Source organism: Fictibacillus sp. Mic-4 (genome assembly GCF_049843615.1).
Taxonomy (GTDB): Bacteria; Bacillota; Bacilli; order Bacillales; family Fictibacillaceae; genus Fictibacillus_A; species Fictibacillus_A gelatini.
In genome coordinates, this window is record NZ_JBBHZM010000007.1 from 84,431 (window position 1) to 96,415 (window position 11,985).

The window sequence follows — 11,985 nt, forward strand, 5'->3', positions numbered from 1 at the left end:
AATGGTACCTAAGGCGCTTACAATTGCAGGTTCGGACAGCGGCGGGGGAGCAGGTATACAGGCGGATCTAAAAACGTTTCAGGAGCTGAATGCGTACGGAATGTCGGTGCTGACCGCGATAACGGCACAAAATACGCTAGGGGTTCAAGGCGTTTACCCGATGGATGTTCAGGCTGTTGAAAGACAGTTATTTTCTATTGGCGAGGATCTGTCGCCGGATGCATTAAAAACAGGGATGCTCTTTAACAGGGAAATCATCGAAACGGTTGCTTCAAGCATTCGCCAGTTTGGCTGGGGAAATGTCGTCGTCGATCCCGTGATGATCGCAAAGGGAGGGGCGGAATTATTACAAGAAGAAGCGGTTGCCGCTTTAAAAGAACATCTGTTTCCACTGGCGAAAATCGTTACGCCAAACATTCCCGAAGCTGAAAAACTTGTAGGCAAGGAGATTGTAAGTTTGGAAGATCGAAAGGAAGCGGCGAGAATTCTTGCTGATCTGGGCGCAGAACATGTCGTCATTAAAGGGGGCCACCTTGAAGATGAGCAACATGCCAATGACTTGTTTTATGATGGCGAGAATTTTTTTGAAATAGAAGGAAAACGGATTGCGACAAAACAGACACATGGGACGGGCTGTACATTTGCCGCCGCAATCACGGCTGAGCTGGCCAATGGAAAAACTCCGCTACATGCTGTGAAAACAGCAAAACAATTTATCCAGGCGGCAATTGAAAATCCTCTTCATATCGGTTCCGGCCATGGTCCAACCAACCATTGGGCATTCATGAAATACAATAAAACTCTTGTATAAAGGGGGTGCAAATAGAATGACACTGATTTTACAAGAAATACGAACGAAGAATCCTCTCATTCACCACATAACGAATCAAGTGACGATGAATTTTCTCGCAAACGGAATTTTAGCGGCTGGCGGCAGCCCGATGATGGCCCATCATCGTGAAGAAGTGGGGGAGGCAGTGGCCCATGCGGATGCTCTCGTATTAAATATTGGCACGCTCGATCCGGAAATGGTCCAATCAATGCTTATCGCGGGCAAAAAAGCAAAGGAACTTGGCATCCCGGTCATATTTGATCCTGTCGGAGCGGGGCTGTCCAATCTGCGCAAAAATGCCGCGCGCCGTATCGTTGATGAAATTCATCCTGATGCCATTTGTGGAAATGCGGCTGAAATTTCGTTTTTGCTCTCTTCTACCTGGGAAGGAAGAGGAGTGGACGGACATTTAGAGAAGAATGTTGAAGAGCTCGTCTTTGAAACTGCGAAAAGCCTCCGCACAACTGTTGCATTGACAGGGAAAACGGATGTAATAAGCGACGGAAGCGTTGTTTATACGGTGAATCACGGTGACGAATTGTTGACCAGGGTAACCGGAACGGGTTGCTTTGCGACATCGCTGATCGGGCTGTTTATGGCCAAATCGGTAGAAACGTCTTTAACGCCTGCTGAACGAGCGACAAAAGCGGTTACGATGCTGAACCTTTGCGCTGAGAAGGCAATCAATCATTCATCCGGACCGGGGAGTTTTCAAGTTTCATTACTTGATGCGTTGTACGCGATCGATGATGAAGCGCTAAAAAATGCCGAGAAGGTAAAGAAAGTGGATGTTCAACAATGGCGGTAATAGTTAATACGTTAAACGATGTGCTAAAGCTATATTTTGTCATGGGAAGCAACAACTGTGAATCCGATCCGGTAGTTGTCCTTGAAGAGGCATTAAAGGGTGGCATTACCTGTTTTCAATATCGGGAAAAAGGAGCGCAGGCAAAGATTGGCAGAGAGAAGATCGAGCTTGCCAGACGGCTTCAACAGTTATGCCGGGAGCACGAAGTTCCTTTTATCGTAAATGATGAAATAGAGCTAATGAAAGAGCTTGATGCAGATGGCCTTCATATCGGACAAGAAGACGGAGATGTTGAAAAAATCAGGCGGCAAATTCCCGGGAAAATTCTCGGCGTTTCCGCGCATAATGTAAAAGAAGCCGAAGACGCCATCCGCCAGGGAGCGGACTATCTGGGGGTTGGACCTGTGTATCCGACCATTACGAAAAAAGATACCAGGCCGGTAATGGGAACAACCATTATCCGACAGCTGAGAGAAAAAGGAATAACGGTCCCGACCGTTGGAATTGGCGGAATTCAAATTGGGAAAGCAAGGCCCGTCATAGAAGCGGGCGCTAATGGAATTGCAGTTATTTCTTCGATAAGCATGGCCGATTCACCAATAGAGGCAGCAAGAAGGTTGTTAGATGAGGTAAGTTTTGTTGGGTAGAATGATAAGCGGATAAAAGAATGGGGACTTGCTCCATTCTTTTTTTGGTTTAAACGTACAGTTTTTTGACAAAACTAAGCCTAACGTAATAAAATGTTTTTACGTAATATAAATATTTTATGAAACGGGGTGATTGGATGGAAAAACGGGATGAAATTCTAGAAACGTATGTAGTAACAATTCCGGAGCAGGCAGCAGCACTCCTTCATCCTGTTCGCTCTGAAATCATTCGCGCATTAAAAGAGCCACGTTCGGCGACTGAAGTGGCAAAATTGCTTGATGAAACACCGCAAAAAATCAATTATCACCTTAAAACGCTGGAAAAAGTAGGGCTCGTACGAAGAGTCGGCACAAGGAATGTTAGAAATCTTGTAGAAGTATTGTATCAGGCGGTTGCGCAAAACTTGATATTGTCCGATTCGTTAGGGATGTCTGCGGAAACGGCGCAAAAATTAAAAGACCAGAGCGCGCTTGCCCATGTGCTCTCTTTAACGGAAAAAATGAAAAAAGATGCCATTCGGCTCATGGAACAAAGTGAAGAGGAAGAAATTCCGAGCGCGGCATTACAAACATCGATCACATTGCGGACGAAGGAAGAACGCAATCAATTTGTCAACGAGTATGTCGCTTTAGTAGGTCAGCTGATTGAAAAATACCAGAGTGATGTTGATGAAAAATCCGTGTCTTATCATGTTTCTCTTGCAGTTTACCCTAAACCGGAGGGAAGTGAAAAAAATGGCTCATAAGCAGGATACCGTTTTATGGGAAACGAAAGAAGCTCCAGATGAAAAGAACGCTAAAGTCGTTTCGATCAACAGAAAACGCAATGAAGTAACGACATCCTTTGAACCAGTTCGAACTGAAGTGGAGATTAAAACAGAAAGTGAAAAAACGGCAACCGTTATTTACGTTACATCCGGGTTTGGCGAAATCAAGGCGGGAAGCGGTTCTGGCCCGAGGTGTATGGCTGCTTAACACTTTTTAAGGGAGGACAAAAAGATGAATTTAGTTCCAATGGTCGTAGAGCAGACCAATCGAGGAGAGCGGTCGTATGATATTTATTCAAGATTATTAAAAGACCGGATCATTATGATCGGAAGTGAAATTAATGATGCTGTCGCAAACTCTGTCGTTGCACAGCTTTTGTTTTTAGCTGCAGAGGACCCGGATAAAGACATCTCCGTTTACATTAACTCACCGGGTGGATCGGTTACGGCAGGCCTTGCGATTTATGATACGATGCAATTCATCAAGCCAGATGTTTCAACGATTTGCATTGGCATGGCGGCATCGATGGGAGCCATTCTTTTAATTGCCGGCGCCAAAGGGAAAAGATTCGCTCTGCCAAATGCTGAAGTAATGATCCACCAGCCTCTTGGAGGAACACGAGGGCAAGCATCCGATATGGCGATCCATGCGAAACGGATCTTACAAACCCGCGAACTGTTGAATCAAATCATTTCCGAACGTTCTGGCCAGCCGCTGGATAAAGTTGCGAAAGACACCGATCGCGATTACTTTATGAGCGCCGGCCAGGCATTAGAATACGGCATTATCGACAAAGTGATTGAAAAAATATAAGGCTGGAAGAAAGGTCCTAAAATGAGCAGGGCCTTTCTTGCATTATGGAGACTACTGTTTAAGCAGTAAATTAGAAATCGTAGTGCAGAAATGGTATGTTAAATTTGTCAATACATACAAATCGCTTAAGAAAGAAGGGAAGCAAGTGGCCGCTCTAAGCCAGGAAAGTAACGTTTTGAAGCAGCCTACGATTTATAAAATTTTATTCGCCATTGGCTTTGTCCATCTTTTAAATGATACGATGCAAGCCGTGATTCCAGCGATCTTCCCTATTTTAGAAAAATCAATGAATCTTACATTTACGCAATTAGGGTGGATTGCCTTCTGTTTAAATATGACGTCTTCGATTATGCAGCCAGTCATTGGCTCGTTTACGGATAAAAGGACGTCACCTTATATTTTGCCAATTGGGATGGCATCAAGTTTCATTGGAATGCTCGGCATTGCGTTTGCGAATCGGTTCGAATATGTGTTGCTGTCAGTCATTTTAATTGGGCTAGGTTCAGCCGTTTTTCATCCTGAAGGTTCCCGTGTTGCCTATATGGCGGCCGGCGGAAGAAGAGGGTTGGCCCAATCGATTTACCAGGTTGGAGGAAATGCCGGCCAATCATTAGCTCCGATCATGACTGCGCTTATATTCGTGCCGCTGGGCCAATTCGGCGCCATCTGGTTTACGACTGTAGCGGGACTGGCGATTGTCGTTCTTCTATATATTTCAAACTGGTACAATCAACAAATGGTGTATTTTCCGAGAGTGAAGAAAAAAGCAGAAAAGAAGGAAATTCATCCGAAGCGAAAAAAACAGGTGATGTTTGCCATTACATTGCTCGTTTTTCTTGTGTTCGTCCGTTCCTGGTATGTGGCCGGTATCGGCAATTATTATCAATTTTATTTGATTCACGATTACGGATTATCCATTCGAAGTGCACAATATTTTATTTTTGCCTTTTTAGCCGCAGGTGTGCTCGGCACGTTTATGGGCGGCCCGCTTGCCGACCGGTTCGGGAAACGGAACATGATTTTTTGGTCGATGATCGGTTCAGCGCCGCTTGCCCTTCTGCTTCCATATGTTCATCTCATCTGGGTGTTTCCGATTTTTCTCGTTCTTGGCTTTATCATTATGACAAGTTTTTCAGTTACTGTCGTTTATGCCCAGGAACTCCTGCCAGGTAGAATTGGGATGGTCTCCGGCCTGATTGTCGGTCTTGCTTTCGGCATGGGGGCACTGGGTTCGGTCATACTAGGAAATCTTGCAGATGCATTCAGCATAAAATATACAATGATATGTATTAGTTTCCTGCCACTTCTAGGATTATTGACATATCTTCTTCCTTCTGACCAAAAAGTAAAACAATGGGAGAAGGAATCGATGTAAAAAAGTGTAACCCCGGGACCACCCGGGTGTTACACTTTTTTCGGCTTAATTGCTTCTTGGAGGACATACCAGTTTTGTGTAAAAGGAAGCCCGAGAACCCAATATGCGACTCCCCGAAGGTTGTATTGTTTTGCGACTTCATACTTCGCTTTTACACTTCGGGCATCTTCAAACCACACCTCATGCTTTTTACCTAGATGATCGTAATACGTAAAGAAAGGCGATTCGGCCTTCTCATTATATTGAATACTTGCGCCAAACCGGGCAGCCCGGTTAACCGCCTCAGCACCACTAATCGTATCTGCGAATGTTCCTTGAACAAATGGGAGCGTCCAATCACGGCCATATAATGATACGCCCATCATAATTTTATTTCGTGGAATAACGGTTACTGCATAGTCCAATACTTTTTTGACTTCATTTAATGGTGCGATCGGCATCGCCCTTCCTCCGAACCAGCCCCAATCGTAGGTCATGATTACGATAAAATCTACAATTTTCCCCTGAGCCGCATAATCCTGGCCTTCATATAAAGCACCGGTTTGAGCGCTCGAATATTTTGGAGGTACCGCGGTAGAGACGGAGTAGCCAAGCGGGCGAAGCTTTGCGACTGCACGACGCAAAAATTGATTGTAAGCTTCACGGTCTTTTGGGTCCACATACTCGATATCAAAATTAACGCCACGGTAATTTTTGCTGCGCATCGTATTTAATATATTGGTAAGCAACGTTTCTTGAAGGGAAGAGCTGGAAAGAATGGCATGGGCAAGTTCGGTGCTGAAAGCCCCTTTTTCAAAATTAGAGACGACCATGATCGATGCCACCTTTTGTGAATGAGCCGCGGCAATAATCCCTGTATCTTGCATATTCGTCAATGAGCCGTCACGTTTTATAAAATAGCTAAACGGACCGATAAATGTTAAATATTTTCCGATGTCACGAATTTCCGCCTGGGCAGTTGGCCCGAAATCATTCATGTAAGCAAATACTTCCTTCACAGGCCGGATCAATGGAATGGTTAAATGGGTACCTGGATATACAAGTTCTGGATTGGAAATGGAATTTGCTTCACTAATCGCCTGAACGGTTGATTGATAGCGTTTGGCAATAGCAGAAAGCGTTTCACCGGATTGGACAGTATGGACGGGAATTATCAAAGTCTGCCCGACATAAAGCTGAGAATGATCGGTAATATTGTTTCGGTCAACAATCGCTTCAACCGTAGTATGCATGCGGAGGGCAATGAAATAAAGTGTATCTCCTTCTTTAACGACATAGGTAGGAAAAGGATCGGGAATGACGATAGCTTGGCCGACAACGAGAACATCCGGGTTGGCCATTCCGTTTACTTGAATAATCATAGAAGCGTCTACTCCATATCTTCTTGCGATCTCCCAAATGGAATCACCGCGGGTGACGACATGAATTTGCATGAATAAACCTCCCGTAAAAACCTCTTAACCTAATGTATTAACAGAAGGACTAGAATATGAAAAAACACACCCGTTAAGAAAAAACGGGTGATGATGCTGAAGCTTCATTACAACTAAAAAGGCAGCTGCGATTAGCTGCCGATCTAGCTGAAAAGAAGTTTTATTTTAACTCTGGAAGCATTCGGATTTCCTGTTTCATATCCGAATGGCATAACGGACAATCTGGTGTATCTTTAAGTGAGTAGTCAACCCGCATCCAACACTGGCACTCATCACTAGTACATGCCCATACTTTCGTTTCTACATCAGGTATCGGTTCGGTCGGATTTTTGGAAAAAAAGGCCATGGATATCCCCCTTAAGTGTATTAGTAGTAGTATATGCTAAATTTTTCATTTTATGAAGGATATCCTAATATATATTTTAAAAAGATGAAAAATCGGACCACTCCCCGGTTTATTGATTGCCGACTTTTGTCCACTGGCGTTAAATGCTTTAGCGATTTCCTTAAAGGTGAACGGCAGTTGAATATAAGTCAGAGATAGTCTGAATGCGCTCTTTCATTTCATTAACTAACTCCATCGGAGAAACAATATAGGCCTCCTTGCCAAATGTCCATATATAATCGGCAAAACGCTTTAATTCTCCAGGTAGTAGTTCAATTTCAATAGTACCTGACCCATCTTGATGGATTTGGAGAAAGTGGTGCAGCCTTTTATGGTGTTGGCAGGCTTCTGCTCCTTTAGGTGTAAAGTGAACTTTTAACAGCACTTTTTCATTAGAAGGTGCAGTATGAAACCAGTTTTTAATTGTTACATTTGAAAAATCCTTAACATCCCCGGTTTCATCATTTAATGCCGCTTTCTTCACGAAAAACAAGTCCAGCACGTGAAAGGCATTTGTCGAATAACTGAAGGCCGGACAATGCCATTTCCCATTTTCATTATAGATTCCGATTGGTTGAATATTGTAGTAGACTGTTTCTTTGTCCAATTGATACTGGACGGTTACAATTTTTTGCGCCAACGCCGCATCCAAAATAGTTTTAAAAAAATAGGGAGGAGTGCTAAGCGGCAGCTCGATCCATAATCTTTTCTCTAGTTCGTTTAATTGATGTTTCGCCTCTTCCGGCAAAAACTGAAGAAGTTTCTTATACCCTGATTCAGCCTCTTTTTGAAAGGGTAAAATAGGCTTTTCCAAAAAAGGTTGGGACGCATAAAGAAAGTGGAACGCTTCTAATTCTGTAAAGCCAATGGGCGGGAGAATTCTTCGGTTTTCGAGGAAGTACCCGCCATTTGGACCATACTCTGAAACGATTGGCAGGCCCCGGTCAATAAGTGTCAGTAAATCTCGTTGAATAGTCCTTGTTGATACATTGAATTCATCTGCAAGTTCTTTTAAGGTAAACTTCTTTTTCGAATTGATAGATAGTAGTAGTTTTTCAAGTCTTTCGATTTTCGCCATAAACAAATCCTCTATGCTAGCGTTTTTACAAAAATGGAAACGAATAACCTGGTCGTTACTTATATCGTACCAAATAAGTAGTATGTTTACTTTTTTTTAGAAAATAAAAAAAGCATGACTATTTGTCATACTTCTTTCTGTCATTTGTAACGATATCCGCTAGCTTTTCCAGACTGTTTAATAAATGCGAATAATCTTCTTCAGATAGTTTCGAAAGGTAATGTAGAACAATTTGGTTGCGTTTTTCTTTTACTTTTTCAAATGCTAACCGCCCATCATTCGTAATTTCGATATAAACGATACGCCGGTCCAGTTCTGAACGGTAGCGATGCACTAGATTGCGTTTCACTAATCGATCAATAATGACTGTTGTTGCACTTGCACGGACTTTCATGGATTCTGCAAGCTCAGTAACCGTCCATTTATCTTTGGAAGAAAGCGTTTTGAGTAATTGATACTGTGTTGATGTAATCCCTTCATCCTCCCAAATTTGAGGTCTCACCGTATCAGCAATCGTGTAATACGCATTTTCAATACGGTCGAGTTCGTCTATGTTTATTTTCCATGTAAGCCCCTTCATCAAGAAATCCTCCTCCAACTGTTACAATTAGTTCTTTATTTATTATATTAAATTTTCTGTATTCAAAAATATAGTGGAAATTTTTGACGATTCGAAATAAGCGGGAAATATAACCTAATTAAACGTGATAATGACGAAAATGGCAATAAGGTTGCTCGATTTTATCAGAAATTTTTAAAGACAAACCATTATCGAAAACATTTGAATAAAGCTGGAAAAGGTTACTTGGAAGAAAATTGTGGTATAACTAGAAAGGGATGAGGAGGGATTTGAAATGATTAGTGAAAAATATGTTAGCGAATCCAGAACCGTAAAATCGAGCATGATTTTACCGCCTGATACAAATCATCACGGCACTCTTTTTGGCGGGAAATTAATGGCCTATATTGACGATGTCGCTGCGATTGCGGCAACCCGGCATGCACGTCAAAATGTGGTGACGGCTTCTACTGATTCAGTGGATTTTCTGCACCCCATTAAAGTAGGGCATTCGGTTTGCTTAGAAGCATTTGTGACATGGGCACATAAAACATCGATGGAAGTGTTTGTAAAAGTCATTTCGGAAAACTTAATTTCAGGAGAACGAAAAGTTTGTGCGGTGTCTTTCTTAACATTTGTCGCACTCGATCAAGATGGAAAACCGACACCTGTTCCAAAGGTCATTCCTGAAACCGAAGAAGAAAAGTGGCTGCATGAAACAGCGGCAGAGCGGGCTGTCAATCGAAGGAAGAGACGCGAAGAACGAAAAATGGTTGCGGCAAAAATCGGTGCTCAAAAACCGTGGGAAAAATAAAAATTGTGTTCTTTTTGTTTTTCTTGAAAATTATGTTATACTAAAGATAACCTTTTTCCAGCCAGGGATACGAGAACCCTGGCAATTTTTTTTGCTTAAATGCTTCAAGAGGTGTGAAAGAAGGTTGCGGACAAAAAGAGTGGACAGATCCACCCTTTTTGGCTTGAGGAGAGTTTAAAATTAACGACGGAATCCGCCACCAAGTTGTTGTTCAGCCATGTGGACAAGACGTTTTGTGATTTCTCCACCGACTGATCCGTTAGCACGAGAAGTAGTATCAGGACCGAGTTGTACACCAAATTCGGTTGCGATTTCATATTTCATTTGGTCAATCGCTTGTTGGGCGTTTGATACTAATAACTCGTTAGAGTTGTTGTTACGTGCCATATGTATCACCTCCTTGTATTTGTAGTTTGTTTATCCGATTTTAAATTATACATGCCCATAAAAATATTTTTTTTATGCCTGGAGTCACTTTTTTAAACGAATGATCGTATAGTATTCTATCCCCCTATAGAAAGAAAAACGCCGTGCTGATCTCCCACACGGCGTTTTATTTTGAGGCGAATTTTGCTTTAGCAAATTTGTGCTATAATAAAAAAGTTGTGTTTTAGTTTTAAATTGATAGGGGAAGCACATGGAAAAAACGAGAGTGGATCAATGGAAAGGTATTCTAATGGTACTAGCCGGGGCTTCATTATGGGGGCTCTCTGGAAATGTGGCCGAATACTTATTTAGTCATGCGAAGTTTAATGTCAATTGGGTGGTCTCCATCAGAATGCTGTCTGCCGGCGTCTTGCTTCTTTTAATGGCACTGGCGTCGTCACATAAAGCGAAGGTATGGAACATTTGGAGGAGCAAAAAAGACGCCTTTTCCCTTTTTGTATTCTCTATTTTTGGAATGCTTGGCTGCCAATTTACGTTTTTTTCGAGTATTGAGCACGGAAATGCGGCAACTGCGGCACTTCTTCAATTTTTAGGCCCTGTGTTCATTATCCTTTATATAACGGTTAGATTTCGAAAACTCCCTTCACCGCGGGAGTTCGGAGCGGTCATGCTTGCGCTTGTAGGCACCTTTTGTTTATTGACAAACGGAAATGTTCATGCGGTTACGGTTCCGGCGGCTGCTATTAGCTGGGGAATTCTATCAGGAGTCGCTTCCGCCTTTTATACAATGTATCCCCATGCATTAATAAGCAAATGGGGTTCAATCGTTGTTGTCGGGTGGTCAATGGTCATCGGCGGTGGGGCCCTTTGCTTTATTCATCCTCCCTGGGAAGTGCATGGGCAAATATGGTCCCTTGTTTCATGTTCTCTTTTGCTTTTCGTGATTTTATTTGGAACATTGCTTGCTTTTTATCTTTATTTAGATAGTCTTCGTTATATTACGCCGACACAAACGAGTTTGTTAGGCAGTGCAGAACCTTTATCGGCAACGGTCTTCTCGTGTGTATGGATGAATGCGTCATTCGGGCTAGTACAAGCAATCGGGGGCCTTTTTATTATTTTAACCGTCTTCCTCCTTACCATTGGAAAGAAAGCTGAAAAGACGGATCAGCAAAAAGATGTAGAAATTCACAAAGTAAGTTAATGGACAGTGGCAGTAAAGGAGCTTAGCACATGGAAGAAAAAATTGTTTTCTTTGATATAGATGGAACATTAGTAGACGAAGAAAAAAGAATTCCCGACTCAACTAAAGAGTCGATCAAGGATTTGCAGAAAAACGGAATTCATGTTGCCATCGCAACAGGCAGATCGCCATTTATGTTTAAGGAGATTGCTGCTGAATTAAATATCGATACCTTTGTCAGCTTCAATGGCTCCTATGTCGTATTTAACGGTGAAGTAATTTACAAGCGGCCGCTTGAGCGAAAATGGATCGGGCATTTACTTGAGCTATCTACCGAAAATAATCATCCGCTCATTTTTATGGATCATATAAAAGCGACTGCGAGTGTTGATCGAAACGAAATTGTTTATGAATGTATGAAAAAACTTCTCCCTTACTATCCTGAGCGGGATGAAACATATTACGAGACAAGTGAAATTTTTCAAGTGCTCCTTTTTTGCCAGACCCAATTTGAACGTGCCTATACGGAACAGTATAATGGAATCTTTGATTTTGTCCGCTGGCACGAGCATTCAACGGATGTCTTGCCAATGGGAAGCTCAAAAGCAAAAGGGATCGAAATTCTTTTAAAAAAAATGAATGTAAAACGTGAAAATAGCTACGCTTTTGGCGATGCATTGAATGATATTGAAATGTTACGGACGGTCGGGATGGGCATCGCTATGGGAAACGGGCTTCAAGAGGCAAAACAAGCTGCCAAGTATGTAACAAAAAGTGTATCAGAAGATGGCATTTGGCACGGACTAAAATATGCCGGCCTGCTGTAACCCATTTCTTCGATCCGAATAAATAGCCGACAATTACTCAAGTAATTGTCGGCTATTTTTATTTTTGTCTAAAAAA

Annotated in this window: 15 protein-coding genes; 10 read left to right on the forward strand and 5 right to left on the reverse strand. The window is 42.4% G+C overall.

The genetic code is table 11. The features are described from left to right. Nucleotide 1 precedes the first annotated feature (1 nt). The 7 genes from thiD to WD019_RS07565 all read left to right on the forward strand — a co-directional run bounded on the left by thiD (nt 2) and on the right by WD019_RS07565 (nt 5,243). Nucleotides 2-811 carry a bifunctional hydroxymethylpyrimidine kinase/phosphomethylpyrimidine kinase gene (gene thiD, locus WD019_RS07535; RefSeq protein WP_425711129.1) on the forward strand — a complete coding sequence of 270 codons (810 nt, stop codon included), beginning with the start codon at nt 2-4 and terminating at the stop codon, nt 809-811. Nucleotides 812-827: 16 nt separating this feature from the next. Next, on the forward strand, nt 828-1,640 hold the full coding sequence (gene thiM, locus WD019_RS07540; RefSeq protein WP_425711107.1) for a hydroxyethylthiazole kinase: 813 nt from the start codon (nt 828-830) through the stop codon (nt 1,638-1,640). Then, nucleotides 1,631-2,287, forward strand: a complete 657-nt coding sequence (gene thiE, locus WD019_RS07545; protein WP_026676212.1) for a thiamine phosphate synthase — start codon at nt 1,631-1,633, stop codon at nt 2,285-2,287. The genes thiM and thiE overlap by 10 nt, the downstream gene beginning before the upstream one ends. Before the next feature lie 137 nt (nt 2,288-2,424). After that, a complete protein-coding gene (locus tag WD019_RS07550; protein ID WP_026676211.1) occupies nt 2,425-3,033 on the forward strand; it encodes a winged helix-turn-helix domain-containing protein in 609 nt (202 codons plus the stop codon). Continuing rightward, the gene (locus tag WD019_RS07555; protein WP_026676210.1) at nt 3,023-3,262 is read left to right on the forward strand and encodes a hypothetical protein; all 240 of its coding nucleotides are present in this window, start codon (nt 3,023-3,025) and stop codon (nt 3,260-3,262) included. Before WD019_RS07550 ends, WD019_RS07555 begins: the two co-directional genes overlap by 11 nt. A 24-nt stretch (nt 3,263-3,286) precedes the next feature. Further along, entirely contained in the window at nt 3,287-3,868 is a 582-nt protein-coding gene (gene clpP / locus WD019_RS07560; protein ID WP_425711108.1) for an ATP-dependent Clp endopeptidase proteolytic subunit ClpP, read from the forward strand. Between the two features lie 145 nt (nt 3,869-4,013). Next, nucleotides 4,014-5,243 carry an MFS transporter gene (locus WD019_RS07565; RefSeq protein ID WP_026676208.1) on the forward strand — a complete coding sequence of 410 codons (1,230 nt, stop codon included), beginning with the start codon at nt 4,014-4,016 and terminating at the stop codon, nt 5,241-5,243. A 29-nt stretch (nt 5,244-5,272) separates the two neighbouring features. Here the strand turns inward: WD019_RS07565 and WD019_RS07570 are convergent, their stop codons facing one another. The 4 genes from WD019_RS07570 to WD019_RS07585 all read right to left on the reverse strand — a co-directional run bounded on the left by WD019_RS07570 (nt 5,273) and on the right by WD019_RS07585 (nt 8,719). Further along, nucleotides 5,273-6,676 carry a LysM peptidoglycan-binding domain-containing protein gene (locus WD019_RS07570; RefSeq protein ID WP_425711109.1) on the reverse strand — a complete coding sequence of 468 codons (1,404 nt, stop codon included), beginning with the start codon at nt 6,674-6,676 and terminating at the stop codon, nt 5,273-5,275. 160 nt (nt 6,677-6,836) lie between these two features. Next, nucleotides 6,837-7,022, reverse strand: a complete 186-nt coding sequence (locus tag WD019_RS07575) for a cold-shock protein (protein WP_026676206.1) — start codon at nt 7,020-7,022, stop codon at nt 6,837-6,839. Between the two features lie 160 nt (nt 7,023-7,182). Then, on the reverse strand, nt 7,183-8,139 hold the full coding sequence (locus tag WD019_RS07580) for a helix-turn-helix transcriptional regulator (RefSeq protein WP_425711110.1): 957 nt from the start codon (nt 8,137-8,139) through the stop codon (nt 7,183-7,185). A gap of 118 nt (nt 8,140-8,257) precedes the next feature. Further along, on the reverse strand, nt 8,258-8,719 hold the full coding sequence (locus WD019_RS07585) for a MarR family winged helix-turn-helix transcriptional regulator (RefSeq protein ID WP_425711111.1): 462 nt from the start codon (nt 8,717-8,719) through the stop codon (nt 8,258-8,260). Nucleotides 8,720-8,993: 274 nt separating this feature from the next. On the opposite strand from WD019_RS07585, the gene WD019_RS07590 reads away from it, so the two are divergent. Next, entirely contained in the window at nt 8,994-9,512 is a 519-nt protein-coding gene (locus WD019_RS07590) for an acyl-CoA thioesterase (RefSeq protein WP_026676203.1), read from the forward strand. Nucleotides 9,513-9,692: 180 nt separating this feature from the next. Here the strand turns inward: WD019_RS07590 and WD019_RS07595 are convergent, their stop codons facing one another. Further along, nucleotides 9,693-9,899, reverse strand: coding sequence for an alpha/beta-type small acid-soluble spore protein (locus tag WD019_RS07595; RefSeq protein WP_026676202.1), 207 nt, complete (start codon nt 9,897-9,899; stop codon nt 9,693-9,695). A 250-nt stretch (nt 9,900-10,149) separates the two neighbouring features. On the opposite strand from WD019_RS07595, the gene WD019_RS07600 reads away from it, so the two are divergent. Both WD019_RS07600 and WD019_RS07605 read left to right on the forward strand, forming a co-directional pair. Then, complete coding sequence (locus WD019_RS07600; RefSeq protein ID WP_425711112.1) at nt 10,150-11,103, forward strand: DMT family transporter; 954 nt, start codon at nt 10,150-10,152, stop codon at nt 11,101-11,103. A 29-nt stretch (nt 11,104-11,132) separates the two neighbouring features. Next, entirely contained in the window at nt 11,133-11,909 is a 777-nt protein-coding gene (locus tag WD019_RS07605; protein WP_425711113.1) for a Cof-type HAD-IIB family hydrolase, read from the forward strand. The last annotated feature ends 76 nt before the right edge of the window (nt 11,910-11,985 follow it).

What these genes read in the sequence shown, in the direction of transcription:
- WD019_RS07590 (WP_026676203.1), top strand. Translation starts at nt 8,994, where the DNA reads ATGATTAGTGAAAAATATGTTAGCGAATCCAGAACCGTAAAATCGAGC.
- WD019_RS07555 (WP_026676210.1), top strand. Translation starts at nt 3,023, where the DNA reads ATGGCTCATAAGCAGGATACCGTTTTATGGGAAACGAAAGAAGCTCCA.
- thiD (WP_425711129.1), top strand. Translation starts at nt 2, where the DNA reads ATGGTACCTAAGGCGCTTACAATTGCAGGTTCGGACAGCGGCGGGGGA.
- WD019_RS07595 (WP_026676202.1), bottom strand. Translation starts at nt 9,899, where the DNA reads ATGGCACGTAACAACAACTCTAACGAGTTATTAGTATCAAACGCCCAA.
- WD019_RS07585 (WP_425711111.1), bottom strand. Translation starts at nt 8,719, where the DNA reads ATGAAGGGGCTTACATGGAAAATAAACATAGACGAACTCGACCGTATT.
- WD019_RS07570 (WP_425711109.1), bottom strand. Translation starts at nt 6,676, where the DNA reads ATGCAAATTCATGTCGTCACCCGCGGTGATTCCATTTGGGAGATCGCA.
- WD019_RS07550 (WP_026676211.1), top strand. Translation starts at nt 2,425, where the DNA reads ATGGAAAAACGGGATGAAATTCTAGAAACGTATGTAGTAACAATTCCG.
- WD019_RS07575 (WP_026676206.1), bottom strand. Translation starts at nt 7,022, where the DNA reads ATGGCCTTTTTTTCCAAAAATCCGACCGAACCGATACCTGATGTAGAA.
- thiE (WP_026676212.1), top strand. Translation starts at nt 1,631, where the DNA reads ATGGCGGTAATAGTTAATACGTTAAACGATGTGCTAAAGCTATATTTT.
- WD019_RS07605 (WP_425711113.1), top strand. Translation starts at nt 11,133, where the DNA reads ATGGAAGAAAAAATTGTTTTCTTTGATATAGATGGAACATTAGTAGAC.
- thiM (WP_425711107.1), top strand. Translation starts at nt 828, where the DNA reads ATGACACTGATTTTACAAGAAATACGAACGAAGAATCCTCTCATTCAC.
- clpP (WP_425711108.1), top strand. Translation starts at nt 3,287, where the DNA reads ATGAATTTAGTTCCAATGGTCGTAGAGCAGACCAATCGAGGAGAGCGG.
- WD019_RS07600 (WP_425711112.1), top strand. Translation starts at nt 10,150, where the DNA reads ATGGAAAAAACGAGAGTGGATCAATGGAAAGGTATTCTAATGGTACTA.
- WD019_RS07580 (WP_425711110.1), bottom strand. Translation starts at nt 8,139, where the DNA reads ATGGCGAAAATCGAAAGACTTGAAAAACTACTACTATCTATCAATTCG.